Raw genomic sequence first — 24,017 nt, 5'->3', positions numbered from 1 at the left:
CCCGTCACCCTCCCCCTTGCGGGGAGGGCTGGGGAGGGCGGGCGGAGCCACGGCATGCGGGGCTCGCACCCCATGACCCTCTACATCCTCCGCCGCATTTTCGGTTTCCTCGTCACACTGCTGATCGCCGCTGCCGTCATCTTCCTGCTGCTCGATCTCCTTCCCGGCGATCCCGCGCGCTTCGTCCTCGGCATCAATGCCACGCCCGAAGCGGTCGCAGCGCTGCGCCTGCAGATGGGGCTCGATGACCCAGCCTTAGTGCGCTTCGGCAATTGGCTCTTCGGCATGCTGCGCGGCGACTTTGGTCTTTCGCAGACGCAGAAGCTGCCCGTCGCCGGTCTGATCGCCGAGCGTATGTCCGTCACCCTGCCGCTGACGCTCTTCGCCATGGTGATTTCCGTCGCCATCGGCTTGCCGCTCGGCATTCTGGCCGCGCGCCATCGCGGCAAGCTCATCGATACCGCGCTCATGGTGCTCGCGCAGACCGGCGTCGCTATACCCAATTTCTGGTTCGGCATGCTGCTCACACTGCTCTTCGCTGTCACCCTGCGCTGGCTGCCGCCAGGCGGGTTTACGCCATGGAACGAAGACGCCTGGGCCTCGCTGCGCGGCCTCGTGCTGCCCAGCCTCGCGCTCGCCCTGCCCCAGGCTGCCATTCTGGCGCGCGTCATGCGTACGGCACTGGTCGATGTTTCGACGCAGGATTTCATCCGCACTGCCCGCGCCAAGGGCATGACCTTTGGCGAGGCGCTGTGGCGCCATGGCGTGCGCAATGCGCTACTGCCCGTCCTGACCATTCTCGGGCTGCAATTCGCCTTCCTCATCGCCGGTACGATCATCGTCGAAAACGTGTTCTACCTGCCGGGCCTCGGCAGGCTGATCTTCACCGCGATTTCCGAGCGTGATCTCGTGCTGGTGCGCAGCGCCACGATCATTCTCGTGCTCGTCGTCAGCTTCACCATGCTCGTTGTCGACCTCGCCTATGGCCTTGTCGATCCGCGTTTGCGGGAGCGGCGGATATGATCTGGCGCAACATCCTGAAACATCCCGGCCTTGCCATTGGGCTCACCGCCACAGTGCTTTTCGCGCTTCTCGCGCTGCTCTCGCTCGTCTGGACGCCCTACCCTATCGCCGACATCTCTATCGCTCGGCGCTTTGCGACGCCGGGACCGGAGCATTGGCTGGGCACGGACCAACTGGGCCGCGACATGCTTTCGCTGATCATGTCGGGCACACTGACGAGTTTTACCGTCGGCGCCATGGCCGTCCTCATCGGCGCTGGTATCGGCGTGCCGCTGGGGCTCGCTGCCGCCATTTATGGCGGGCCGGTCGAATGGGTGGTGCTGCGCTTCTCCGATCTCGCCTTTGCCTTCCCGGCCGTGGTCATCGCCATTCTCATCGCCACGCTGATGGGACCCGGCGCCAGCAATGCGGTGATTGCCATCGGCATTTTCAATGTGCCGGTTTTTGCGCAGGTGGCGCGCGGCGGCGCATTGGCCATTTCGACGCTCGATTTCGTGGCCGCCGCGCGTCTGGCAGGCCTCAGCAAGCCGATGATCGCCCTGCGGCATCTCCTGCCCAATATTGCCAGCCTCATTATCGTGCAGGGCACGATCCAGCTCTCCCTCGGCATTCTCGCTGAAGCCGGCCTCTCCTATATCGGCCTCGGCACGCAGCCTCCCGCCACGAGTCTGGGGCTGATGTTGCGGGACGCGCAGAGCCTGTTCCTGATCCATCCCTGGCTCAGCCTCGCCCCGGGCCTTGCCATCGTCGTCATCGTGATCGCGCTCAACATTGCTGGCGACGGCCTTCGCGATGCGCTTGACCCGCGCCTACGCAATCGAGGGTTGGCCAATGTCGCTGGTTGAAATCACAGGACTCACGATCAGTTTTGGCGGCAAGCCGGCGGTCTCGGACCTATCCCTGACCATCAACAAGGGCGACCGTTTCGGTGTCATCGGCGAGAGCGGTTCGGGCAAGTCGCTGACGGCCTTGGCCATCACTGGTCTCCTGCCCGAAAACGCCGAGGTTTCCGGCAGCATTCGCTTCGATGGTGCTCCCCTGCCCCAAGACGAAAAGGCCATGGCGCGGCTGCGCGGCCAGCGCATCGGCATGGTTTTCCAGGAACCGATGACGGCGCTCAATCCGCTGATGCGGGTTGGCGACCAGATCGAGGAAGCGCTCAAGCTGACCGGCCATGATGGCGATAGCGCCATCGCCTCACTCCTTGATGAAGTGGGGCTTGAAGCACGCCATGCCGAGCGTTTTCCGCATCAGCTTTCGGGCGGGCAGCGCCAGCGCGTGATGATCGCCATGGCGCTGGCGAGCGCACCAGACCTGATGATTGCCGATGAACCCACCTCGGCCCTCGACGTCATCACACAGCGCATGGTGCTCGATCTCATCAGGGAAATCTGCGACCGGCGGCAGATGACGCTGATCTTCATCAGTCACGATATGCGGGCCGTCGCCGCTCTCTGCGATCGGATTGCCGTGTTGCGCGGTGGCAAGCTTGTCGAAAGCGGTTCGGTAAAAGAGGTGCTGTCACGGCCGGCTGAAGCCTATACGCAAAAACTGGTTGCGGCGACGCGCATGGCGCCGCGCCAGGGCGAACCGCACGTGGCCGACAAGGCCTTGCTGAAGGTCAACCATCTGACGCGGGCCTTCTCGCAAGGCGGCTTTTGGCGCTGGGGGCAGCAGCCCTTGCTGGCGGTGAACAATGTCAGCTTCAGCGTTTCTGCCGGCGAATGCCTCGCGCTGGTTGGCCCATCCGGCTGCGGCAAGACCACGCTCGCCCGCATGATCGTCGGCCTCGACAGCGCCACTTCGGGCCAGATGCGCTTTGAAGGCACGTCCTATCGCGGCAGCGACTTACCGCCGGCTCGCCGCGCCGATCTCTCGCTGGTGTTCCAGGACCCATTCGGCAGTTTCAATCCGCGGTTGAGCATTGCCCAATCGCTTGGCGAGCCCTTGCGACTCGTACCGGGCCTCGACCATGGCGAACACGAACAGCGGCTTGTCGATGCGATAGAATCTGTCGGCCTCGAACGGGGCATGCTCGCCCGCTTCCCACATGAATTTTCCGGCGGCCAGCGGCAGCGCCTCGCCATAGCCCGTGCGCTCGTCACAAGGCCCAGTCTCGTCGTGCTCGATGAGCCGGTTTCGGCGCTCGATGTTTCGGTGCGCGGCGATGTGCTTGATCTCTTGGCGCAGCTGCAGAACCAGTTTGGCCTCACCTACATAATCATCAGCCACGACCTCGACATGGTCGCCGCCATGGCAGATCGTGTGCTGGTGATGGAGGCCGGAAAAATCGTCGAAGAGGGCAAGCCCGCAGCCCTGTTCGCAGCGCCACAGCACCGGCTGACCAGGGCCCTGATGCAGGCTCGCCTGCCGGACGTCGCAGCCTAGTCGGCCTTGTGCAGCTGATGGAGCAGAACGGCTGCCACGGCGAGGTTTTCGGGCATTGCCTCGATTACTTCGTCATACTCGGCCCATTCCTCCTCGCCCGCCGTATCGTCAGGCTTGGTATCGGGCGAAGACAACATCAGGCCTGAAGCGAGCAGCATGGCGGCCTCGCCGCGGGCGTCGTCGCTGGTTTCGCGCAAAAACTCGTCCCAGTAGTCGAAGCGCAGCAGCATGGCTTGCTGGAAGCCCGCCATCCAGACCTGCCAGACGACCTCGTCGGTCTCTTCGTCCACCTCGTAGAGCGGCGCATATTCGCCGGCGCTGAGTTCGCCCTCGATCTCGGCAAGACGTGCCACGATCAATGCTTCCAGCTCCCCGGTGCCGGGCTTGGCGCCATCGCGCTCGTCAGCCAGCCATTCGAACGGCCACCATTCTTCGCGGGCAATCGGCTCAGGGCCGACAGCCAGACAGCACAGGAAACCATCAAGCTCGGAAAGCAGCATGGCCTCATCGCCGGCCTCGGCCAGGAGGTCTTCGAGGCGAACCAGGGATTCCGGCAGGTCGGTGAGTTCAGAGGTCATGGCAGTTTACGGTCCGCATCGCATTGAAGAGATGCGGACCTATACACGTCTAGCGCGTGTTGTGCAGCATGCCCTGGAAAGAACGATAGCTTGCCTTGGGCGTGCGCTGCTGCGTCTCATAATCGACATGCACGAGACCAAAGCGCTTGTTATAGCCTTCGGCCCATTCGTAATTGTCGAGCAGCGACCAGGCGAAATAGCCGCGCACATCGGCACCGGCTTCGCGGGCAGCGAGCACGGCCTTGAGGTGCTCATCGTAGTATTTTACGCGGCGCGGATCGTCGTCGCCCTCGACCTCGGCCATGCCGTTCTCGGTCACGTAGAGCGGGATCTTGGTGTATTCGTTTGAGACGCGCACCAAGAGGTCCGACAGGCCCTTGGGGTAGATTTCCCAGCCGATATCGGTCTGTTCGAGTTGGCCCTTGATCTGGGCGAAGGGACGGCCGGGTTCGGTGGAGGCCTTGTAGAGGCCGCGGGTATAGTAGTTGATCCCCAGCCAATCGAGCGGGCGCGACACGACGGACATGTCGGCCTGATAATTGGCCGGCAGATAGGGCGCGAGCCATTCGGTCAGTTCAGTGGGATACTGACCCTTGAGGACGCCGCCGAGATACCAGCGATTGAACAGCGCATCGCCGATATTGCAGGCGGCCTTGTCTTCTTCGCTGTCGGTTGCCGGCTCGGACTTTTCGAGGTTGAGCACGATGCCGAGATTCTTCGTACCGGTGGCGCGCAGGGCGTCGATGGCGGTGCCGTGGGCAAAGAGCACGTGGTGCATGGCGCGCGCGGCGGCGCGCATGTCGCGATAGCCGGGGGCGTGAATGCCGAGGAAATGGCTAAGGAAGGCGACGCACCAGGGCTCGTTGATAGTTGCCGTGGCGGCAAGGCGGTCGCCGAACTTTTCGCCGACCAGCGTCGCGTAGTCGCCGAACCAGTTGGCGATGTCGCGGTTCATCCAGCCGCCGCGGTCCTGCAGGGCCGAGGGCAGGTCCCAGTGGTAGAGCGTCGCGTATGGCTTGAGGCCCCGCTCGAGCATGCCGTCGATCAGGCGATCGTAGAAGTCGAGGCCGGCCTGGTTGATGGCGCCGGTGCCTTCGGGGATCAGGCGCGGCCAGGAAAGCGAAAAGCGATAGGCGTCAAAGCCGCCATCGCGAATGAGATCGAGGTCCTGCGGCCAGAGTTCGTAGTGATTGCAGGCGTTGAGGCCCGTATCGCCATTGTGGACATTGCCCGGGGTCGCCGAGAACGTGTCCCAGATCGAGGTGCCGCGACCATCGCGCTGACCGCCTTCGATCTGATAGGCGGCCGTAGCGACGCCAAAGGTGAAGTCCGGACCAAAATCCTTACGATCTATCGAAAACATAAGCCCTCCGCCGGGCGCTGCGCCCTTGTTGGACTAGCCGGATAGCCTGTTCGGAAAAGTCATGCAATCGATTTCAGCAATCGATTTCGGTGCGAGAATCCGCCTAGAACTGCGCCTTGCTGACTGGCATGCCAGCAACCAGCCTTTGCGCGATCAGACGATACGCGGAAGCCTCGGCACCGGTTGGGTCCGCCGACACGGGCGGCACGCCGGCGTCGGAGTTTTCGCGGATCGACATAACCAGCGGGATGGCGCCGAGGAAGGGTACCTCCAGACGCGCAGCCGCCTTTTCGGCGCCGCCGGTGCCAAAAATATCGTAACGGTTACCGGTATCTGGGGCGATGAAATAGCTCATGTTTTCAATGAGCCCCAGGATGGGCACAGACATGCGGCGGAGCATGTCGATGGCCTTTTGGGCGTCTATGAGCGCCAGGTCCTGTGGAGTCGAGACGATGACGACGCCATCGACGATGGTCTGCTGGAAAAGGCCGATATGGATGTCGCCGGTGCCGGGCGGCAGGTCGATGACGAGGACGTCGAGATCGCCCCAATCGGTTTCGCGCAGGAGTTGGCGGAGGCCGGAGGTGGCCATGGGACCGCGCCAGACGACGGCCTGGCCGGGGACGAGCATCGAGCCGATCGACATGACCTTCAGGCCAAAGGCCTCGTGCGGCGCAAAAATGCCGTCGTCGCGCAGGGCGGTTCGGCCTTCGATACCCAGCAGTTTGGGAATGGAGGGGCCGTAGAGATCGGCGTCGAGCATGCCGACTTTCAGGCCTTCGGCGGCGAGGGACAGGGCGAGATTGACCGAGGTGGTGGACTTGCCGACGCCGCCCTTGCCCGAGCCGACGGCGATGATGCGGCGGACGCCCTTCACCCGGGTCTTGCCCTGCGGCTGGGGGGAGCCGTGGGAGAATTTAGGGCCGGCCTGCTTTTCCGAGGTGATGGAGACCATCACCTTGCGGGTGCCGGAGAGGGTTTTCACCGCTTCGATGGCGGCTTCGCGAGCGGGGCCGAAGGCGGCTTCCATGCCCTGCGGCACGCCGACGGCAAAGGCGACGGCGCTGGGGGTGACGATGATTTCTGAAAGGCCGGAAAAACTCGCGAGGTCACCGCCGCCGGGGATTTCCACGGCGTTCAGGGCGGCTTTGATGCGGGCTGCGAGTTCGGTATCGGCCATTTGGGTCTCGAAAAAAGAGAAAGACCTCACCCAGGCGCATTACGAGGGCGAGGCCTTCAAAGGCATGGCTTCGAAAATTATCCGAAGCCAATCAATGGATTGCGACGATCCCTAGAGGATCGACTGGCCCGTGGCCTTCCAGTCCTTGAGGAAGCCCTCGATGCCCGCATTGGTCAGCGGGTGGTTCGCGAGCTTCTTGATCACGTCGGGCGGGATGGTGGCGACGTCGGCGCCGGCAAGGGCAACCTGGGTCACGTGGTTGGGCGAACGGATCGAGGCGGCCAGGATCTGGGTCTCGAACTGGTAGTTGTCGTAGATCGTGCGGATGTCTTCGATCAGCTGCACGCCATCGAGGTTGATGTCATCCAGGCGGCCGAGGAAGGGCGAGATATAGGTCGCGCCGGCCTTGGCAGCGAGCAGGGCCTGGTTGGCCGAGAAGCAGAGCGTGACGTTGGTCTTGACGCCCTTGTCCTTGAAATACTTGGTTGCCTTCAAGCCGTTAAGGGTGAGCGGCAGCTTGATGACGACGTTGGACGCGATCTTGGCGAGGTGTTCGCCTTCGGCAACCATGCCGTCGAATTCGAGGCTGGCGACTTCAGCGGAAACCGGGCCGGGAACGATGGCGCAGATTTCGGCAATGACTTCCTTGAAGTCGCGGCCGGACTTTGCGATCAGCGACGGGTTGGTGGTGACGCCGTCGAGGAGACCGGTTTCATAGAGTTCCTTGATGGCGGCGGTGTCTGCAGTATCGACGAAGAACTTCATCGTTCCCTCCTAAAATCTCTGCCAAGTGGCCTTTGGCCAAGGTGTAGCATGGCGGCAGCGTGCCGCAAGCGAAGACAAGTGCAGGGACTTGAAAACCAATGCTGCTTTCCGGTCCCCACCCAATTTATCGGGATGCCCCGAGGAAAGCGGCCGCGAGGTCTCCCACGCGATCTTCCGGAATGCCGGCAACGTTGATGCGGCTATCCCCGGTCATATAGACCCCGTTTTCGGCTTTAAGATGTTCGACGGCGTCGTTGCTGAGGCCGAGCAGCGAGAACATGCCGCGATGGTCGGCGACGAAGTCGAAATCGGTGGAATTGGAGCGTTCGCGGATCGCATCTGCGAGCTTTTTCCGCAATGAAATCATGCGGTTACGCATGATCGCCAGTTCTTCTTCCCACTCGGCGCGAAGCGCTTTGTCCTCGAGAATGGTGCGGATGATCTCGGCACCGTGATCGGGGGGCTGGGAATAGGCGCCGCGGATGATGTTCAAGAGCTGCGAATTTGTAATATCCGCTTCTTTTTCATCGCGAGCGATGAGAATGGCGGCGCCGACGCGCTCACGATAGAGCCCGAAATTCTTCGAGCCGGAGAATGCTACCAGAGCTTCGGGCACCGTGGATAGAATCTTGCGCGTGCCATAGGCGTCGGCTTCGATGCCATCGCCAAAGCCGAGATAGGCGAGATCGACGAAGGGCAGCGCGCCGGTGCAAGCGAGGCTGGCGGCGACCTGGTCCCACTGTTCGTTGGAAAGGTTCGCGCCAGTCGGGTTGTGGCAGCAACCGTGCAACAGCACGACGTCGCCAGCGCCCAATTTATCAAGCGTTGCCAGCATTTCGGCGAACTTTACGCCGCGCGTTTCCGTATCGAAATAGGGGTAAGTCGCGACCTTGAGGCCGGAATTGATGGCGATCGGGTTGTGGTTGGCCCAGGTCGGGTCCGACACATAAACCGTGGCGCCGGGGCGGGCACGGTTGATGAGCTGCATCAAGACCCAGAGCGAGCCAGTGCCGCCCGGCGCCTGCGCGATGCGGACGCGGGAGCGATCGACGCTACCGGCCAGAACCAGGTCGAGCACCGAGGTGCCAAAACCCTTATTGCCGGCGATGCCGAGGTAAGTCTTTGTTTTTTCGTTCGAAAGGATTTTCTCTTCGGCTTTGCGCACCGAGGTCATGACCGGGGTCACGCCCTTTTCGTCTTTGTAGACGCCGACGCCGAGGTCGATCTTGGTGGAACGCTGGTCAGCAGCAAACTCGCCCATGAGCGCAAGAATCTTGTCGCCAGGGGCCTTGGAGAGGGTTTCGAACATTTTTTCGGAAGTCCGGTGAGAAGGCGCCGTCTTTATAGGCGGCTGGGGGATTTTTGCAATCTTTTGGGACCTTGTCGGCGACACGAAACCTCGTGGTTCGACAAGCTCACCATGAGGTTTCTACTGGGGTTTTCGGATGCCCGATTTTTCCAGTTCAGCGATCAATTGCGGAACGATTTCAAAGAGATCGCCAATCAGCGCTACATCGGCGATTTTCACTAGGGGCGCTTCGGGATCGGTATTGATGGCGAAAATCTTCTTGGCACCCTGGATGCCGGCGAGGTGTTGGAGGGCGCCGGAAATGCCGATGGCGATGTAAAGGTCCGGGGCGATGATCTTGCCGGTCTGGCCGATCTGCCAATCATTGGGGGCGTAGCCGGCGTCGACCGCAGCGCGGGTGGCACCGACTGCGGCGCCGAGGGTTTTGCCAAGCTTTTCAATGAGTTGAAAACCTTCGGCGGAGCCGACGGAGACGCCGCCGCCGATGACGATCTGGGCCGTAGCGAGATCGGGCGTGTCGCTTTCAGTACGGTGGGCAGCGAGGAAGCGGGCGGCGGAAGTCACTGTTAGGTCTAGGTTTTCGACCGGGGCAGCGTTGCCCGAGGCGGCTGGGCGGAAAGCCGAGGCGCGGAAAGTGAGGAGGTGCTGGGGCTGTGGGTCGGTGACCGTCTCAAGCGCGTTGCCGGCGTAAATCGGGCGCGTGAAGCGGTTGGTACCGAGGATTTCGACAATGTCGGTGACCGGCTGAATATCAAGCTTGGCGGCGAGGCGCGGGATGACGTCCTTGCCCACCGAGGAGGCACTGGCGCTAACAGACTGGTAGCGTTGAGCGAGGCTTTCGAGGGAATTGGCGATGGATTCGGCCGTTTCGGCCGCCTTCACCACTTGGACTATCCGAACACCGGCGATTTGAGCGGCTGATGCAGCGATGTTGCCGGGGTTTTCGGCGACGACGAGAACGTCGACGGGCCCAAGTTGGCTCGCGGCCGCAACCAAGCGGGCGGTGGCGGGCGAGAGTTCACCCTTGTCGTGATCGGCAAGCAGGAGAACCGACATCAGAGCGCCTCCATCTCGTTGACTTCGGAAGCGATGGCGGCGGCAAGGTCGGAAACCGAGCCTACGGTCTTGCCGGGGACACGTTCGGCGGGCGGGGATATCTTTTCGATCGTGAGGCGCGGGGCGAGATCGACGCCGAAGGTGTCGGCCGGGCGCACGGCGAGCGGCTTCGAGCGTGCCTTCATCACCATCGGAAGGGCGGCGTTGCGCGGGGTGTTGAGGCGGAGGTCGGCGGTGACGACGGCGGGGAGCGGCAGAGCGATGGTTTCGCGGCCGTAGTCGACTTCGCGGGTGACTTCGAGCTCATTGCCTTTCACCACGATTTCCGAGGCGAAGGTGGCCTGGGGGCGATTGGTGAGGGCGGCGAGCATCTGGCCGACGTGGTTGGAATCGTCGTCCACGGCCTGTTTGCCCAAGAGGATCAGGTCGGGTTGTTCTTCCTCGGCCACTTTTGCCAGAAGCTTGGCGATGGTGAGGGTTTCGAGGGCTGCGTCGGTTTCGACGAGAATGCCGCGATGGGCACCCATAGCGAGGGCCGTAAGAATGACGTCATTGCTCTGCTTGGGGCCGACGGAGACGATGACCACTTCGCTCGCCTGACCTTTTTCGGCCAGTTGCACGGCGGCTTCCACCGCGTGCTTGCAGAAGGGATTCATCGACATGCGTACGCCAGTGGTCTCTACGCCGGCTCCATCGGGACGGACGCGGATGCGGACATTGTGGTCGACGACGCGCTTGACGGCGACGAGGATTTTCATGGGCGGCTCCGAATTTGGGGGTTCAATGGCAGGTTGAGCCGGGACGGGCAAGGCGCGGGAGGGGAATTTCGGTTCGGTCGCGAGGGGAATGTTAGAAAGGGGTGCCTGAACTCCAATCCGTCGTCACTACCGGGCTTGTCCCGGTAGTCCATGCAGAGGCGAGATGGATTGCCGGGACAAGCCCGGCAATGACGGTAACTTTGGGGTTGGGGGACAGATGACCCGGTGGCCCTCCGGCCAAAATCTGCGTGCAAGCATTGACGCCACACGTTGGGGCAGAGACACTGTCTCATCCCCATCTGCTTTGGACTTGTTATGCCTATCCTCAACCGCATTGCCGAATTTCATGATGAAATCACCGCCTGGCGACGGGATTTGCATCAGCATCCGGAAGTGCTGTTCGAGGTGCATCGGACGGCCGGGATCGTGGCGGAAAAGCTCAAGGCGTTTGGCGTCGATGAGGTGGTGACCGGGCTCGGGCGCACGGGCGTTGTCGGCATCATCAATGGGCGGACCAATACCAGCGGCAAGACCATTGGCCTGCGCGCCGATATGGATGCGCTGACGGTGACGGAGAAGACCGGGGCCGCCTATGCCTCGACCAATCAGGGCAAGATGCATGCCTGTGGGCACGACGGGCATACGGCGATGCTGCTGGGTGCGGCAAAATATCTGGCCGAGACGCGGAATTTTGATGGGCGCATTGCGCTGATCTTCCAGCCGGCCGAAGAGGGTGGCGGCGGCGGCAAGGTGATGCTTGACGACGGCCTCATCGAAAAATTCGACATTTCCGAATTTTACGGGATGCACAATTGGCCGGGCATGCCAGTGGGGCATTTCGGCATTCGCCATGGTGGGATCATGGCTGCGACGGATCGGTTCTACATCACCATTACCGGCCAGGGTGGGCACGCGGCGCGGCCGCAGCAGACGGTCGACCCGATCATCGTCGCCGCGCAGATGGTGACGGCGCTGCAGACGATCGTCTCGCGCAACCTCGATCCGCTGGAATCGGCGGTGCTGAGCGTGACGATGATCGAGGCGGGTGAAGCCGACAATGTGATTTCGCAGACAGCGAAGATTACCGGCACGGTGCGCACGCTTGATGGCGGTGTGCAGGATTTTATCGAGGCGCGGCTCGGGGAGATCGTGCCGCAGTTTGCGCAGAGTTTTGGCGCGAGCGCGGTGATCCGCTATGCGCGGGGTTATCCGGTGACGGTCAACTCGGCGCGGGAAGCGGACTTTGCGGCGGCTGTGGCGAGCGAAGTTGCCGGCGCGGAGCGGGTGGACCGGAATACGCCGCCGTCCATGGGCGGGGAGGATTTCTCCTTCATGCTCAATGAGCGGCCGGGGGCTTATATTTTCATCGGCAATGGGAATTCGTCGGAGCTGCATACGGATACGTATGATTTCAATGACGAGGCTATTCCGGTGGGGACGAGCTATTGGGTGAGGCTGGCGGAGACGGCGCTGAAGGTTTCGTAACCTCCACTCCCACTGCATGTACCTGATATCTCAAGATGGGCCCCGGCCTTCGCCGGGGTGACAACCGGGGTTGGGATAAGTGCCGGTCCCTGCCGCCGCGTCATTCCCGCGAAAGCGGGAATCTCAACGCACGGAAACAGAGATTCCCGCTTTCGCGGGAATGACGCCGTGTTTTTGGTGGGTTCGGGGTGAGCGCCCCGGTGCTACAAACTCAAGATATACAGCCATCCCGAAATCGTCACGGCTGAGAGCACCGTGGCGATGAGGATGGTGTTTGTCGCGACGCTCACCCCGCGATCGTAGTACGTCGCGAAAACATAGATATTGACGCCCGCCGGCATGGCCGAGAGCAAAATGCCGTAGCGGGCGATTTCGAGTGGGACGTGCAGGACCCAGACCATCAGCACATAGGCGATGGCGGGGTGCAGGATCAGTTTTATGAGGGAGGCGACGAGCGCCTGCTTCCAGTTTTCCGAGAGCTTGAATTCGACCAGGGCGCCGCCGATGCCGAAAAGGGCGGCGGGGACGACGGCCTGGCTCATCATGACGAAGAAGGCTTCGGCCGGTTCGATCAGCTGGATTTCGAGCAGTGAGCCGATGATGCCTGCGGCGATGCCCCAGATCAGCGGATTGGAAACGACGCGGCGGAAGGCGACGACGAGAGTCTTGCCCAGCGGCTGGCCGTCGCGCTTGACCAGTTCCATGGTGACCATGCCGACAGTGAGCAGGATGGCGCCATGGAGGCCGATGATGGAGAGGGTGACCGGGAGGGCGCCATCGCCATAGGCACGGGTGAGGATGGGCAGGCCCACAAGCACGGTATTGGTAAAAGTGCCGGAAAAGCCGGCGGCGACGCTTTCGCCCGGGCGATTGCCGAAGCCGCGGCGCGCAATGAAAATGCCCACGGCGAAACAGACGAAGGCGCCCAGGTAGAAGGGGCCGATGATCGACAGATTGAAGGCCGACCTGAAATCACTCGTCGAAATAGAGTAGAAGAGGAGGCAGGGCGTCGCGAAATTGTTCACGAAAGCGATGAGGCTTTTGACGCCTTCGGCCGGATAGAGCCGCTTGAGCACGGCGACATAGCCCAGGCCCATGAGGGCGAAAATGGGCAGGATGACGAAGATAATGTCGAGCATTGGCCGAGGATCCGGGCCGGGAAGGCAAAGGAGGCCTAGACCCTTGGCGTGGCTTGGTCAACCTTGATCTTGTATGGAAGAATTGCCTCACACACCATGGCATTCCCCCGAAAGCGGGAATCCCTGTTTCGGGGGTGAGATTCCCGCTTTCGCGGGAATGACGCAGTGGTTTTGTAGGAAGGCTTCGTGCTTCGGCCGTGGGCTAGCGTCACGCCACCAAACGAAACAAATCCTGTTCCAAAACGAAAGCAAATGACTTACATACGAACCATTCTTGGAGCGAAGCGATATGAGTGAGTCAGTGCTGGATCTGTTCGTCATCGGCGGCGGCATTAATGGGGCCAGCGTGGCGCGCGATGCGGTGGGGCGCGGGTTTTCGGTTGGCCTTGCCGAGATGAACGATTTTGCTTCGGGCACGAGCTCGGCGGCGACCAAGCTGATCCATGGCGGGTTGCGCTATTTGGAACACTACGAATTCCGGCTGGTGCATGAGGCGCTGGCGGAGCGCGAGATTCTTTGGGCGGCGGCGCCGCATATCATTCGGCCGCTGCGCTTCGTGCTGCCGCATCACAAGGGACTGCGGCCAGCAATGGTGCTGCGCACGGGCCTCGCCATGTATGACTATATGGGCGGACGAAAGCTGCTGCCGCCGACCAAAACGCTTGATCTGACACGGGATGTCACCGGAAAGCCGCTGAAGCCGGGTTTCAGGCTCGGGTTCGAATATTCGGATTGCTGGGTCGATGATGCGCGCTTCGTCGTGCTCAATCTGCGCGATGCGGCCAACAAGGGCGCGAAAATCTATCCGCGGACGAAGGTGACTTCGGCGCGAAAGGAAAACGGCGCCTGGACGATTTCGCTTGAGGGCGAAGGCGGCACGCAGACGGTGCGCGCCAAGATGATCGTCAATGCGGCGGGGCCGTGGGTCGACAATGTTATCAATGGCGTGATGGGCAAGAACGGGGCGCATAATGTGCGACTGGTTCAGGGCAGCCATATCGTGGTGAAAAAGCTCTATGACCACGACCGCTGCTACATTTTCCAGAACGGCGATGGGCGGATCATTTTTGCCATTCCCTACCAGGATGATTTTACGCTGATTGGCACCACGGACCGCGACTACAAGGGCGATCCGAAGGATGTCAAAATTTCTGCCGAGGAGACGGATTACCTGCTGAGTGCGGCGAGCGAGTATTTTGCGAAGCCCGTCACCAGGGACGAGATCGTCTGGGCATATTCGGGCGTAAGGCCGCTGTTTGACGATGGGGCCAGCGCGGCGCAGGAGGCGACGCGGGATTATGTGCTCAAGGTCGAGGGCGACAAGGCGACCGGAGCCGTCGTCAATGTGTTTGGCGGCAAGTTGACGACGTCGCGACGCCTGGCTGAATCGGTGCTTGAGAAGATCGAAGAGGTCTTGGGGAAGAAGCGCCCGGCCTGGACGAAGGTCAGCACCCTGCCCGGCGGCGATTTCGGGCCGCTCAGCTTTGACGCGGAAGTGCGGCGGCTGGGGCTCGACTATCCGGAATTGCCGGGGACGCTGCTGAAGCGGCTGATGCGGCTTTATGGCAGCAAGGCGCGGGTGTTGTTGGGCGATCGGAAGACCGTGGACGCACTGGGGCAGCATTTTGGCGCGGACCTTTATGCGGCCGAGGTCGATTATCAGGTTGAACATGAGTGGGCACGGACGGCACAAGATGTGCTGTGGCGGCGCACGAAATTGGGGCTACGGGTTGGCGCCGAAGATGTGGCGCGGCTTGAGGGGCATTTGGCCGCGTAGGCCCGGCGCGCACCGCGCTGTTCCCTCCCCTTGATGGGGAGGGAGACGAAGGAGCCAAGAGAGCTTCGCGAGAGGAGAATGCGTTGACAAATTTTGTGCTGGCGATCGATCAGGGCACGACGTCGAGCCGGGCGATTGTGTTCGATGGCGACCGGAAAGTGGTCGGGGTCGGGCAGAAGGAATTTTCTCAGATCTTTCCGCAGGATGGCTGGGTGGAGCACGATCCCGAGGAAATCTGGGAGAGTGTCGTCGCGACCATTAGGACCGCTCTGGGTGAGGCCAAGGTTGGTGCGGAGCAGATTGCCGCGATCGGAATTACCAATCAGCGCGAGACGGTTGTTGTCTGGGATCGGGCGACGGGGAAGCCGATCTACAATGCGATTGTCTGGCAGGATCGGCGGACTTCGGCGACTTGCGCGGAGCTGAAGCGCGCGGGGCATGAGGCGCTGTTTACCGAGCGGACGGGACTGCTGCTCGATCCCTATTTTTCGGGCACGAAGGTCAAATGGTTGCTCGACAATGTCGAGGGGGCGCGGGCTCGCGCTGAAGCGGGCGAGCTGGCCTTTGGGACGATTGATACGTTCCTCATCTGGCGGCTGACGGGCGGCAAGGTGCACGCCACGGACGCGACCAATGCGGCGCGGACGTTGATGTTCGATATCGGGCGCAATCAGTGGGACGAGGAGCTGCTGGGTATCCTTGGAGTACCGGCAAAGCTGCTGCCAGTTGTGAAAGATTGCGCGGATGATTTTGGGGTGACCGAATTGTTCGGCGCGCCGATCCCCATTCTTGGGGTGGCTGGCGACCAACATGCGGCGACGATCGGGCAGGCTTGCTTTGCGCCGGGGATGCTGAAATCGACCTATGGCACGGGCTGCTTTGCGGTGCTCAATACCGGACGGGATATGGTGCGCTCGCAGAACCGGCTGCTCACCACCATTGCCTATCGGCTGAATGGCGAGACGACTTATGCGCTTGAAGGTTCGATCTTCATTGCGGGCGCGGCGGTGCAGTGGATTCGTGATGGGCTGAAGCTGGTAAAGCACGCGAGCGAGACCGGGCCGCTGGCGCGGACTGCGGATCCGAGCCAGAACGTATACATGGTGCCGGCCTTTGTGGGGCTGGGGGCGCCGTGGTGGGATGCCGAAGCGCGCGGGGCGATTTTTGGCATTACCCGCAATACCGGCCCGGCGGAAATTGCCCGGGCGGCGCTGGAGGCGGTTTGCTACCAGACGCGGGACCTGCTGGAGGCCATGCACCGGGACTGGGCGCCGAGTGGCGATACGGTGCTGCGCGTCGATGGCGGAATGGTCGCTTCGGACTGGACCATGCAGTTTCTGGCCGACGTGCTCGATGCGCCGGTGGACCGGCCGACGATTCTGGAGACGACGGCGCTTGGGGTGGCGTGGCTCGCGGGCATGAAGGCCGGGGTGTGGCCTGATATGGACGAGTTTGCCGCTGGCTGGGCACGGGATCGGCGGTTTGAGCCGGCGATGGATGCGGATGAGCGCAAGGCGAAGGTCGCGGGCTGGGATGATGCGGTGCGGCGGGTGCTGACGGCTTAGCGCCTGCCGATACCCCCACCCTCATTCCCTCCCCACAAGGGGGAGGGAGGCGCAGGCTGAGAGTCCGCAGTTCCATCGTCTCCCTCCCCCTTGTGGGGAGGGATTAAGGGTGGGGGCGACAGCCACGATTTCCGAGTGTGTGAACACCCCTCCCCTTCCCTCCCCGTCAAGGGGAGGGTGTCAGATCGAGCATGAGGGGGAACCTAGCCTTCCTCGCCCTCAACGGTTGGGGCGGGTTCGTCGTCTTCGGCGGGGCTCGGCTGGTTGACGTTGGGATTGTCGCGCAGAAGCGTCGTCACTTCATTGTCGAGTGTGACCATGAAGCGCTCGATGCGGGTGCCGTTGGAGCCGAAGTCGTGGGGCGCGTTGATCGAGGCCGAGCGCATGTCGACCTTGGCGCCGGTGGGCGTGGGGGCGATGCGGAGGACGGCTTCTTCGCGCCAGCCGGGAATGGTGGCGATGCGGGCATTGATGCGGCCGGGCGTGCCATCAAGGCCGGGGGCGCGGGTCAGGCGGATATCCCAGCCTTCATTCTGCGCGAGCCGCTCGACCACGCCGAAGAGAGACACGACATCGAGCGGATAGGTGCGCGTCGTCGCATTGGGGAAGATGCGCGTCTGCTCGTCTGGGGTGATGAGCTTTGGCGGCGGCATTTTGGCCGTGTCGGGCAGGAAGAGTAGCGGCAGTTCGCCGCGCGGGACGGTGGCGATGTCGGTGACCGGAGGGTAGCGCCAGGCGTAGTAGCCATAATAGGCGAAGGGCGCGAGGCAGATGAGGCCGAGGAAGAGGCCCGAGAGGGCCTTGCCCCAGCCCTGGTCGCCGGAAAACCAGAGCCGGATGAGCGCCAAGAGGCCCACGAGCGCGGCGAGCGCCGAGACGATCAGCGCCAGAATGGCGACGGTGAAGAAGCTGGGCGAGTCGATCAGCCCCAGATGGTGCATGCCGACGGGCAGAATGACGAGCGGAATGGCAATTCTGCCAATCCGGCGGGCCCAGATGGCCGTTTTCGACGTTCTGATCAGTATGCGCACGAAGAGGCTTTTCCCTTGCTGGCGCCTGTTTTACGTCAAAGGTCTTGGGATTGTTTAAACTTGTCGCGATTTCGCCGAGCGAAACGCTGACTTAGGGGTAAAGGCGCGCGTTATGCCAGCCGGCATCGGGCGTTTCACGGGTGAAGCGGACGCGGTCATGGAGGCGGTATTCGCCATCCTTCCAGAATTCCATCATCGTGGGCAGAATCCGGAAGCCGGCCCAGTGGGCGGGGCGCACGACATCGGCAGTACCGATCTCGGCGGTGAGGGCTTCGACGCGGGCGATGAGGGTTTCGCGATTTTCGAGCGGGCGCGACTGCAGCGAGGCAGACGAGGCGATCTGGCTGCCGCGATGGCGTGAGGCGAAATAGGTGTCGGATTCGGTGGTACTGACGACTTCCACCGGGCCACGCAGGCGTACCTGGCGGCGCAGCGACTTCCAGTGGAAGACCGCAGCTGCCTGCGGATTGGCGAGGAGCTGGCGGCCCTTGTCGCTCTCGAAATTGGTGAAGAAGCAGAAGCCTCTCTTGTCGCGGGCATTGAGCAGGACCATGCGGACATCGGGCATGCCGGTCTCGTCGGCGCTGGCAATGGCCATGGCGTTGGGATCGTTGGTCTCGGCTTCCTGCGCGAGGGCAAACCACTCCTCGAATACGGCAAAGGGATCGAGGTCGGAACGGTTCCCGTCATCGAAAAGGCGTTCGGTGAGTGTCTGCAGCATCGTCATATTTCCCGGGCTTTTGGCCCTCTCAAACTGGACAAGCCGAGGGGGCGTGGCCATATAGGACTCGAATTGTGGGCGAAGCAACGCCCGACCCAAACAGATTGGACCAAATGCGCGATCCTTACACCGTGCTCGGGGTGCCGCGGTCCGCAAGCGAGAAGGACATCAAGTCCGCCTATCGCAAGCTGGCCAAGAAGTATCACCCCGATCAGAATCCCGACGACCCTTCGGCACATGGAAAATTTGCCGAGGCAACGCATGCCTATGACCTGCTCAATGACGCGGAAAAGCGCGGCCAGTTCGACCGCGGCGAAATCGACGCCGAGGGCAATCCGCGCTTTGCCGGCTTTGGCAATGGCGGCTTTGGCGGCGGCGCCGGCCGTGGCGCGCGGCCGGGTGCCGGTGGCGGCGCCGGCGGGTTTTCGGCCGAAGATATTTTGAAAGAGTTCATGAGCGGCTTTGGCGGCCAGCCGCGCGGCGGTGCACGCCCGGGTGGCGGCGCCGGTGGCGCGCAGTGGGACCCCTTTGCCGGTGGCGCAACGGGCGGCGCTGGCGCAGGGGCCGGTGCGCGCATGAAGGGCGATGATGTGGTTGTGAATGCGACCGTGTCGCTCGAAGATGCGCATAAGGCAGCTTCCGTGCCGGTGCGCATGCCTTCAGGCAAAATGCTGAATGTGAAACTGCCCGAGAAGGTGGAAGAAGGTCAGCAGATCCGGCTCAAGGGCCAGGGCACGGCCAATGCCTTTGGCGAGCCGGGCGATGCGCTGGTGACGGTGCGCTTTGAAAAATCAAAAGTGTTTCGGCGCGATGGGCATGATGTGCGCACCGATGTTTCGGTGACGCTTTATGAAGCCGTGTTGGGCGCGAAAGTGCGCGTGCCAACGCTCGATGGTTCGGTAGAACTGAACCTGCCGCCGGGTGTGGACACGGGCAAGGCGCTGCGCCTCAAGGGCAAGGGCCTTTATGGCGATGGCGATCTCTATGTGAACATCCGGGTGGTGCTGCCGCCGGGTGGCGATCCCGATCTTGAAGCGCTGGCGCGGTTTATGCGCGACCAGAAGCCGTACAAGGTGCGGGAGAGCTAAGCCTTGCCGGGAAGCGTCGTCGTTGCGCTGATCGTGGCGGCCGTGCTGATGGTGGGCGGGCTGGTGGTGCTCGGCATCCCCGGCGCGATCTATGCTGTGGTGACGGCGCCGGTTGCCGAGCTTTTGCGCGGACTGCCGGCCGGGAGCCTGCTCGGTGGCGATCGGGCCTGGCCGCTGGCGATCGTGATGACGCTGGCGGTGCCACCGGCACTGCCACTGGCGGTGTGGCTCGTGGGGTGGCTGCGGCCGGTCGCCGGGTGGATCGAGGCGGCGGCGTGGGTCGTTGGCGGGGTTTATCTCTGGGCGCTGGCGGTTGTGGTGGGGTTGAGTTTTTAGGGTTTTTGCGGTGGCGCTTGCGCGACACCTTCCCAAATTTCTACCCTTTGCAGATCGTCACCCTCGGGCTTGACCCGATGGCTCTACACTTGCCACACACAAGTTAAGTGAAGTGTCCTCGGGTCAAGCCCGAGGATGACGTGTGGTGGATGGGGGTGCGTCGGCGCAAAACGACGGCGGTAGGGTGCGGACCGCTCACCTACTCCCTTGGCGCCGCGGCTCTCTGCAATCTGTCGTTGATCGCTTCGCCGAGTCCTTCCTGCGGGATGGGCGCTACGGCAATTACTTGCGCTCCCGTCGCGTCCAACTCGTGCAGCATCGAGAAAAGGTTTCGCGCGGCTTCATGGAGGTCGGCTGACGGCGACAAATTCCGAACCCCCCCTGCAAAGCCAGCCTCCGGGCCAAAGGCCAAAAAAGCTTCCCCGGGCTGAGGAGTCGTGTCGAGCCGCATGGACGCGTTGGGGGCGTAGTGGCTCAGGAGCATGCCGGGGGCGGAGATCTTGGCGCCTTTGGCGGCGCGGGAGACCTTGCGGCCAAAGGCTTTTTCGATGTCTTCGCGGGCCAGAGCGCCAGCGCGGAGCTGGATGATGTTTTCGCCATCCACCGCCACGATGGTCGATTCAACGCCGGCCTTGCAGGCGCCGCCATCGAGCACTGGGACCTTGCCACCAAAACCACGGCGGACTTGCTCGGCCGTTGTCGGCGAGAGTTTTCCGGAGGGATTGGCCGAGGGCGCGGAGAGCGGGCGGCCGGTGGCGCGGAGGAGTGCCAGGGCGACCGGGTGGTCGGGCATGCGCAGGGCAACGGTGTCGAGGCCGGCGGTGGCGACATCGGCAAGGCCGTGGCCGGGGCGCAGGGGGACAACGATGCTGAGGGGACCGGGCCAGAATTTTTCGGCGAGGGCCCGCGCGAGCGGCGAAAAGATCGCGAGCTTTTCGGCCATTTCGAGATCGGCCACATGGGCGATCAGCGGATTGAAGCGGGGGCGGCCCTTGGTTTCATAAATCGAGAGCACGGCATCGGGATTGGTCGCATCGGCGCCGAGGCCGTAGACCGTCTCGGTGGGAAAGGCGACGAGATTGCCGGCGCGGAGGGACGCGGCGGCTTCGGCAATGGCCTGATCGTCGGGGAATGTGCTCATGGGCGGTGTTTGACAACAGGCGGGGCGCGCGTCAAGTCGGCGGGGCGCGGGCGAACGTTTGTCGCGTTTTCGCAGCGGAAAAGTGGTATGCCCTTTTCTTGCAAACGCTCCGAAGGCCACTGTGACCACGCTCCTTGTCAGCCAGACCAATTTTGCCGACCACCGGACGCCGCCCGGCCATCCCGAGCGGGCCGATCGCATCATTGCGGTCGAGGAGGCACTGGCGACGGAGGAGTTCAACCGGCTGGTGCGGCGCGAGGCGCCTTATGGCGACATTACGCTGGCCGAACTCGTGCATGACGAGCGCTATATGGCGCGGCTGCGCATGGCGCGGCCGGCCGAGGGCATCGGGCAGCTCGATCCTGATACCTATATTTCGGATCAATCGCTTTCGGCCGCGGCGACCGGCCTCGGTGGGGCCATGGCGGGGCTTGATGCCGTCATCATGGGCGAGGTGAACAATGCCTTTTGCGCCATTCGGCCACCGGGGCATCATGCCGAAATCGACCGGCCGATGGGGTTTTGCCTCATCAATACCGTGGCCATCGTGGCGCGCGAGGCGCAGCGCAAATATGGGGCTGAGCGGGTCGCGATCATTGATTTCGACGTGCATCACGGCAATGGCACGCAGGACATTTTTTATGACGATGCGAGCGTGTTCTACGCTTCGAGCCACCAGATGCCGCTGTTTCCGGGCACGGGGCATCCGAGCGAGCATGGCGTCGGCAATATCGTCAATACGGCGCTGAAGGCGCATACGGATGGCTCGGAGATGCGGGCGGCCTATAATGAGATCATCCTGCCGGCGCTCGATAATTTTGCCCCCGACCTGATCCTGATCTCGGCCGGGTTCGATGCGCATAAGCGCGACCCCCTGGCGCAGCTTGAATGGGAAGACCAGGACTTTGCCTGGGTCACCGGAAAGTTGATGGATGTGGCCGAACGCCGCTGTGGCAATCGGATTGTGTCGCTGCTCGAAGGTGGCTATGACCTCAAGGGCCTTGCCGGAGGCGTGCGCCAGCACGTGGCCATGCTGATGGACGGGGCGACGAGTTCTCTCAACTTTTAGGATGGCGCCATGGCCGAGATTGCCGAGGATGTGAAAACCCTGAGCTTCGAAGCGGCTTTGGAGCAGCTCGAACAGATCGTGCAGAAACTCGAAAGTGGCCGCGCGCCGCTGGCCGAATCCATTGCGATTTATGAGCGCGGCGAAGCGCTGAAGGCGCATTGCGAAATGCTGCTGAAGACGGCGGAAGCGCGGATCGAGAAGATTACGCTGAGCCGCGAAGGCAAGGCGGTCGGCACTGAGCCGCTCGACGCGAATTGAGATTTGCCTGATGTCGGCAGCGTCATTCCCACGAAAGCGGGAATCCCTGACCGGCAGAGTGAGATTCCCGCTTTCGCGGGAATGACGTGGCGGGACGGTAGGCACATTGGTCGACCGATGCCCCTGATGCAGAAAAGCCCAAAAGAATGACGACGAACAAGACGCTGCGCAATTTCCGTATTGTGCTTTGGGTGCTGGTGGCCGTGGCGGCTATTGGGGCGACGTTTCTTTATGTGTTTCGGCCGCCGCAGCGGCCGCTGGGGCTCAATGGACAGAGCTTTGCGCTGAATTCGTCGCAGGGCGGGACGTTCACCGAGAAGGATCTGGTGGGCACGCCGACGCTGCTGTTCTTCGGCTATACGTTCTGCCCCGATGTGTGCCCGACGACGCTGGCCGAAACCATGGCCTGGCGCACGGAACTGGGGCTGACGCCGGACGATCTTCGTATTGTCTTCGTCACCGTCGACCCCGAGCGCGATACGCTCGATATGGTGAAAAGCTATGTCGAAGGATTTGATCCCAGTGTGATCGGGCTGGTAGGGGATCAGGCAGCGACCGACCAGGTGAAGGCCGCGTTTGGCGTGTTTTCGGAAAAGGCGGGCGATGTCGAGAGCGAGTTCTATCTCGTCAATCACACGGCGCTGACGTTCCTGATCGACAAGAACGGCTCATTCCAAGGGACCGTCGCCTATGAAGAGGCGCAGGATACGGCGCTGGCCAAGGTCAAGCGGCTCGTCGGGCAGTGAGCACCCGCATTCGCCTCGATCTGGCGATTGAGCAGCGAAGGCTGCTTCCGAGCCGCGCGCGGGCGCGCGATGCGATCCTGCGCGGGACGGTGAGCGTCAATGGCGAGCCGGCCAGGAAGCCCAACCAGATGGTGGGGGCGGATGATGTCATCGCGCTCGATGATCCGGCCTCGGGCTTTGTATCGCGGGCAGCGCTGAAACTGGTGGCGGGGCTCGATGCGGGCGGGATCAGTGTCGAGGGGAAGGTGTGCCTCGATGTCGGGTCATCGACCGGGGGCTTCACGCAGGTTTTGGTTGAGCGCGGGGCGGCCAAGGTTTTTGCCGTCGACGTGGGGCATGACCAGTTGCATCGGCGGCTCAAGGGGCATCCGCGTGTCGTCAGCATTGAGGGTTTCAATGCGCGCGAGATTTCGCGCGAGGAAATCCCCGAGCCGGTGGACCTGCTGGTGTCGGACCTGAGCTTTGTGTCCGTCACAAAAGTCCTGGAGGCGCCGCTGGGGCTTTGCGCGCCGCGGGCGGACGCGGCGATCCTGTTCAAGCCGCAGTTTGAAGTCGGGCGCGATTTTGTCGGCAAGGGCGGAATTGTTACGGACGCGGAAGCCGTTGCGCGGGCGATGGGCGAGGTGATCGCCTTTGTCGAGGCGCAGGGATTTGCGCACCGGCTAAGCGTGGCCTCGCCGATTGCCGGCGGAGACGGGAATCTCGAGACGGTTTTGGTTTTTGGCCGGGGCTACCCGTAGACGCGCCAGGCGTCAAAGCTGCCGCCGGCGATCATGGCCCAATAGAGTTTGCCGGAATTGGTGCGCGCCACGGCGAGGCCGAATTCGGTGAACTTTGGCGAGAGCAGCGTGTTGCGGTGGCCCTGGCTTTCGAGCCAGCCGCCGATGACGTCGGGCAGGGTCTTGTAGCCCTTGGCGACGTTTTCGCCGACTGCGCCGAGATAGCCGGCCTCGGTGACGCGCTGGCGGAGGGTCACGCCGAGGTCGTGGCTGAGCTTATCCTGGCGGGCCATGAGGCGGGCTTGCGACAGGGCTGCGGTTTCGAGGCGCGGATTGTAGGTCCAGGGCGGGGCGCCGTTGGCTTTTCGCGTCGTATTGATGGCCGAGAGGATTTCGTCGCGCGTCAGGCTTTCGGGCCGGTTCGAAGTGGCGGCAGGCAGCGGCGGGATGGTGGCCGAGCAGGCGGAAAGCAGGCTGGCGGCGCCAAAAACGAGAACGGCGCGGCGGGACAAGTGCGTCATG

General features: G+C 62.7%; 24 protein-coding genes. 12 read left to right on the top strand and 12 right to left on the bottom strand.

The features are described from left to right. Positions 1-72: 72 nt before the first annotated feature. The 3 genes from ACSQ2A_RS01005 to ACSQ2A_RS00995 are packed head-to-tail and all read left to right on the top strand — an operon-like array spanning position 73 to position 3,411. On the top strand, positions 73-1,023 hold the full coding sequence (locus ACSQ2A_RS01005) for an ABC transporter permease (RefSeq protein ID WP_436071613.1): 951 nt from the start codon (positions 73-75) through the stop codon (positions 1,021-1,023). Continuing rightward, positions 1,020-1,868 (top strand): ABC transporter permease, encoded by an 849-nt coding sequence (locus ACSQ2A_RS01000; RefSeq protein WP_436070724.1) that lies wholly within the window; start codon positions 1,020-1,022, stop codon positions 1,866-1,868. The genes ACSQ2A_RS01005 and ACSQ2A_RS01000 overlap by 4 nt, the downstream gene beginning before the upstream one ends. Continuing rightward, the gene (locus ACSQ2A_RS00995) at positions 1,855-3,411 is read left to right on the top strand and encodes a dipeptide ABC transporter ATP-binding protein (RefSeq protein WP_436070723.1); all 1,557 of its coding nucleotides are present in this window, start codon (positions 1,855-1,857) and stop codon (positions 3,409-3,411) included. Before ACSQ2A_RS01000 ends, ACSQ2A_RS00995 begins: the two co-directional genes overlap by 14 nt. Here the strand turns inward: ACSQ2A_RS00995 and ACSQ2A_RS00990 are convergent. From ACSQ2A_RS00990 to ACSQ2A_RS00960, 7 genes are all read right to left on the bottom strand, one after another. Beyond that, a complete protein-coding gene (locus tag ACSQ2A_RS00990; RefSeq protein WP_436070722.1) occupies positions 3,408-3,989 on the bottom strand; it encodes a UPF0149 family protein in 582 nt (193 codons plus the stop codon). The genes ACSQ2A_RS00995 and ACSQ2A_RS00990 overlap by 4 nt on opposite strands. Positions 3,990-4,038: 49 nt before the next feature. After that, complete coding sequence (locus ACSQ2A_RS00985) at positions 4,039-5,352, bottom strand: GH1 family beta-glucosidase (RefSeq protein ID WP_436070721.1); 1,314 nt, start codon at positions 5,350-5,352, stop codon at positions 4,039-4,041. 103 nt (positions 5,353-5,455) lie between these two features. Then, a complete protein-coding gene (locus ACSQ2A_RS00980; protein ID WP_436070720.1) occupies positions 5,456-6,532 on the bottom strand; it encodes a P-loop NTPase in 1,077 nt (358 codons plus the stop codon). A gap of 111 nt (positions 6,533-6,643) precedes the next feature. Then, positions 6,644-7,297, bottom strand: coding sequence for a fructose-6-phosphate aldolase (gene fsa / locus ACSQ2A_RS00975; RefSeq protein ID WP_295416892.1), 654 nt, complete (start codon positions 7,295-7,297; stop codon positions 6,644-6,646). 124 nt (positions 7,298-7,421) lie between these two features. Further along, the gene (locus ACSQ2A_RS00970; RefSeq protein ID WP_436070719.1) at positions 7,422-8,606 is read right to left on the bottom strand and encodes an aromatic amino acid transaminase; all 1,185 of its coding nucleotides are present in this window, start codon (positions 8,604-8,606) and stop codon (positions 7,422-7,424) included. A gap of 120 nt (positions 8,607-8,726) precedes the next feature. Beyond that, on the bottom strand, positions 8,727-9,662 hold the full coding sequence (locus ACSQ2A_RS00965) for an electron transfer flavoprotein subunit alpha/FixB family protein (RefSeq protein WP_436070718.1): 936 nt from the start codon (positions 9,660-9,662) through the stop codon (positions 8,727-8,729). After that, the gene (locus tag ACSQ2A_RS00960) at positions 9,662-10,420 is read right to left on the bottom strand and encodes an electron transfer flavoprotein subunit beta/FixA family protein (RefSeq protein ID WP_436070717.1); all 759 of its coding nucleotides are present in this window, start codon (positions 10,418-10,420) and stop codon (positions 9,662-9,664) included. The genes ACSQ2A_RS00965 and ACSQ2A_RS00960 overlap by 1 nt, the downstream gene beginning before the upstream one ends. 315 nt (positions 10,421-10,735) lie before the next feature. Here ACSQ2A_RS00960 and ACSQ2A_RS00955 point away from each other — a divergent pair, with 315 nt between their 5' ends. Then, positions 10,736-11,905, top strand: a complete 1,170-nt coding sequence (locus ACSQ2A_RS00955; RefSeq protein ID WP_436070716.1) for a M20 aminoacylase family protein — start codon at positions 10,736-10,738, stop codon at positions 11,903-11,905. 203 nt (positions 11,906-12,108) lie between these two features. Here the strand turns inward: ACSQ2A_RS00955 and ACSQ2A_RS00950 are convergent, their stop codons facing one another. Further along, positions 12,109-13,044 (bottom strand): AEC family transporter, encoded by a 936-nt coding sequence (locus ACSQ2A_RS00950; protein ID WP_295416881.1) that lies wholly within the window; start codon positions 13,042-13,044, stop codon positions 12,109-12,111. Positions 13,045-13,333: 289 nt separating this feature from the next. Between ACSQ2A_RS00950 and glpD the strand changes: the two genes are divergently transcribed. Continuing rightward, a complete protein-coding gene (gene glpD / locus ACSQ2A_RS00945) occupies positions 13,334-14,821 on the top strand; it encodes a glycerol-3-phosphate dehydrogenase (protein WP_436070715.1) in 1,488 nt (495 codons plus the stop codon). Positions 14,822-14,904: 83 nt separating this feature from the next. Beyond that, positions 14,905-16,386 carry a glycerol kinase GlpK gene (glpK, locus tag ACSQ2A_RS00940; protein ID WP_436070714.1) on the top strand — a complete coding sequence of 494 codons (1,482 nt, stop codon included), beginning with the start codon at positions 14,905-14,907 and terminating at the stop codon, positions 16,384-16,386. Between the two features lie 203 nt (positions 16,387-16,589). On the opposite strand, the gene ACSQ2A_RS00935 is transcribed toward glpK, so the two are convergent. Both ACSQ2A_RS00935 and pdxH read right to left on the bottom strand, forming a co-directional pair. Continuing rightward, positions 16,590-17,417: a DUF1499 domain-containing protein gene (locus ACSQ2A_RS00935; protein ID WP_436070713.1), complete on the bottom strand. Its 828-nt coding sequence runs from the start codon at positions 17,415-17,417 to the stop codon at positions 16,590-16,592. 91 nt (positions 17,418-17,508) lie between these two features. After that, positions 17,509-18,144, bottom strand: a complete 636-nt coding sequence (gene pdxH / locus ACSQ2A_RS00930) for a pyridoxamine 5'-phosphate oxidase (protein ID WP_436070712.1) — start codon at positions 18,142-18,144, stop codon at positions 17,509-17,511. Positions 18,145-18,251: 107 nt separating this feature from the next. On the opposite strand from pdxH, the gene ACSQ2A_RS00925 reads away from it, so the two are divergent. Together ACSQ2A_RS00925 and ACSQ2A_RS00920 are read left to right on the top strand one after the other, a co-directional pair. After that, positions 18,252-19,226 carry a DnaJ C-terminal domain-containing protein gene (locus tag ACSQ2A_RS00925; protein WP_436070711.1) on the top strand — a complete coding sequence of 325 codons (975 nt, stop codon included), beginning with the start codon at positions 18,252-18,254 and terminating at the stop codon, positions 19,224-19,226. 3 nt (positions 19,227-19,229) lie between these two features. Then, a complete protein-coding gene (locus tag ACSQ2A_RS00920; protein WP_436070710.1) occupies positions 19,230-19,562 on the top strand; it encodes a hypothetical protein in 333 nt (110 codons plus the stop codon). A gap of 199 nt (positions 19,563-19,761) precedes the next feature. Here ACSQ2A_RS00920 and ACSQ2A_RS00915 read toward each other — a convergent pair whose 3' ends face one another. Then, positions 19,762-20,703: an L-threonylcarbamoyladenylate synthase gene (locus tag ACSQ2A_RS00915; RefSeq protein ID WP_436070709.1), complete on the bottom strand. Its 942-nt coding sequence runs from the start codon at positions 20,701-20,703 to the stop codon at positions 19,762-19,764. Positions 20,704-20,824: 121 nt separating this feature from the next. Here ACSQ2A_RS00915 and ACSQ2A_RS00910 point away from each other — a divergent pair, with 121 nt between their 5' ends. The 4 genes from ACSQ2A_RS00910 to ACSQ2A_RS00895 all read left to right on the top strand — a co-directional run bounded on the left by ACSQ2A_RS00910 (position 20,825) and on the right by ACSQ2A_RS00895 (position 23,516). Further along, positions 20,825-21,772, top strand: coding sequence for a histone deacetylase family protein (locus tag ACSQ2A_RS00910; protein ID WP_436070708.1), 948 nt, complete (start codon positions 20,825-20,827; stop codon positions 21,770-21,772). A gap of 9 nt (positions 21,773-21,781) precedes the next feature. After that, positions 21,782-22,030, top strand: a complete 249-nt coding sequence (locus ACSQ2A_RS00905) for an exodeoxyribonuclease VII small subunit (RefSeq protein WP_035083659.1) — start codon at positions 21,782-21,784, stop codon at positions 22,028-22,030. A 146-nt stretch (positions 22,031-22,176) separates the two neighbouring features. Next, positions 22,177-22,776 carry an SCO family protein gene (locus ACSQ2A_RS00900; RefSeq protein WP_436070707.1) on the top strand — a complete coding sequence of 200 codons (600 nt, stop codon included), beginning with the start codon at positions 22,177-22,179 and terminating at the stop codon, positions 22,774-22,776. Further along, entirely contained in the window at positions 22,773-23,516 is a 744-nt protein-coding gene (locus tag ACSQ2A_RS00895; protein WP_436070706.1) for a TlyA family RNA methyltransferase, read from the top strand. The genes ACSQ2A_RS00900 and ACSQ2A_RS00895 overlap by 4 nt, the downstream gene beginning before the upstream one ends. Here ACSQ2A_RS00895 and ACSQ2A_RS00890 read toward each other — a convergent pair. Next, positions 23,507-24,016 (bottom strand): CAP domain-containing protein, encoded by a 510-nt coding sequence (locus ACSQ2A_RS00890; RefSeq protein ID WP_436070705.1) that lies wholly within the window; start codon positions 24,014-24,016, stop codon positions 23,507-23,509. The genes ACSQ2A_RS00895 and ACSQ2A_RS00890 overlap by 10 nt on opposite strands. Position 24,017 lies beyond the last annotated feature (1 nt).

The sequence above is a fragment of the Devosia sp. LjRoot3 genome (assembly GCF_964252865.1).
Lineage (GTDB): Bacteria > Pseudomonadota > Alphaproteobacteria > Rhizobiales > Devosiaceae > Devosia.
Note: the sequence above shows the minus strand (reverse complement) of the source record. Positions and strands in the feature narration are given on the sequence as shown.

What these genes read in the sequence shown, in the direction of transcription:
- ACSQ2A_RS01005 (WP_436071613.1), top strand. Translation starts at nt 73, where the DNA reads ATGACCCTCTACATCCTCCGCCGCATTTTCGGTTTCCTCGTCACACTG.
- ACSQ2A_RS01000 (WP_436070724.1), top strand. Translation starts at nt 1,020, where the DNA reads ATGATCTGGCGCAACATCCTGAAACATCCCGGCCTTGCCATTGGGCTC.
- ACSQ2A_RS00995 (WP_436070723.1), top strand. Translation starts at nt 1,855, where the DNA reads ATGTCGCTGGTTGAAATCACAGGACTCACGATCAGTTTTGGCGGCAAG.
- ACSQ2A_RS00990 (WP_436070722.1), bottom strand. Translation starts at nt 3,989, where the DNA reads ATGACCTCTGAACTCACCGACCTGCCGGAATCCCTGGTTCGCCTCGAA.
- ACSQ2A_RS00985 (WP_436070721.1), bottom strand. Translation starts at nt 5,352, where the DNA reads ATGTTTTCGATAGATCGTAAGGATTTTGGTCCGGACTTCACCTTTGGC.
- ACSQ2A_RS00980 (WP_436070720.1), bottom strand. Translation starts at nt 6,532, where the DNA reads ATGGCCGATACCGAACTCGCAGCCCGCATCAAAGCCGCCCTGAACGCC.
- fsa (WP_295416892.1), bottom strand. Translation starts at nt 7,297, where the DNA reads ATGAAGTTCTTCGTCGATACTGCAGACACCGCCGCCATCAAGGAACTC.
- ACSQ2A_RS00970 (WP_436070719.1), bottom strand. Translation starts at nt 8,606, where the DNA reads ATGTTCGAAACCCTCTCCAAGGCCCCTGGCGACAAGATTCTTGCGCTC.
- ACSQ2A_RS00965 (WP_436070718.1), bottom strand. Translation starts at nt 9,662, where the DNA reads ATGTCGGTTCTCCTGCTTGCCGATCACGACAAGGGTGAACTCTCGCCC.
- ACSQ2A_RS00960 (WP_436070717.1), bottom strand. Translation starts at nt 10,420, where the DNA reads ATGAAAATCCTCGTCGCCGTCAAGCGCGTCGTCGACCACAATGTCCGC.
- ACSQ2A_RS00955 (WP_436070716.1), top strand. Translation starts at nt 10,736, where the DNA reads ATGCCTATCCTCAACCGCATTGCCGAATTTCATGATGAAATCACCGCC.
- ACSQ2A_RS00950 (WP_295416881.1), bottom strand. Translation starts at nt 13,044, where the DNA reads ATGCTCGACATTATCTTCGTCATCCTGCCCATTTTCGCCCTCATGGGC.
- glpD (WP_436070715.1), top strand. Translation starts at nt 13,334, where the DNA reads ATGAGTGAGTCAGTGCTGGATCTGTTCGTCATCGGCGGCGGCATTAAT.
- pdxH (WP_436070712.1), bottom strand. Translation starts at nt 18,144, where the DNA reads ATGACGATGCTGCAGACACTCACCGAACGCCTTTTCGATGACGGGAAC.
- ACSQ2A_RS00925 (WP_436070711.1), top strand. Translation starts at nt 18,252, where the DNA reads ATGCGCGATCCTTACACCGTGCTCGGGGTGCCGCGGTCCGCAAGCGAG.
- ACSQ2A_RS00915 (WP_436070709.1), bottom strand. Translation starts at nt 20,703, where the DNA reads ATGAGCACATTCCCCGACGATCAGGCCATTGCCGAAGCCGCCGCGTCC.
- ACSQ2A_RS00905 (WP_035083659.1), top strand. Translation starts at nt 21,782, where the DNA reads ATGGCCGAGATTGCCGAGGATGTGAAAACCCTGAGCTTCGAAGCGGCT.
- ACSQ2A_RS00900 (WP_436070707.1), top strand. Translation starts at nt 22,177, where the DNA reads ATGACGACGAACAAGACGCTGCGCAATTTCCGTATTGTGCTTTGGGTG.
- ACSQ2A_RS00890 (WP_436070705.1), bottom strand. Translation starts at nt 24,016, where the DNA reads ATGACGCACTTGTCCCGCCGCGCCGTTCTCGTTTTTGGCGCCGCCAGC.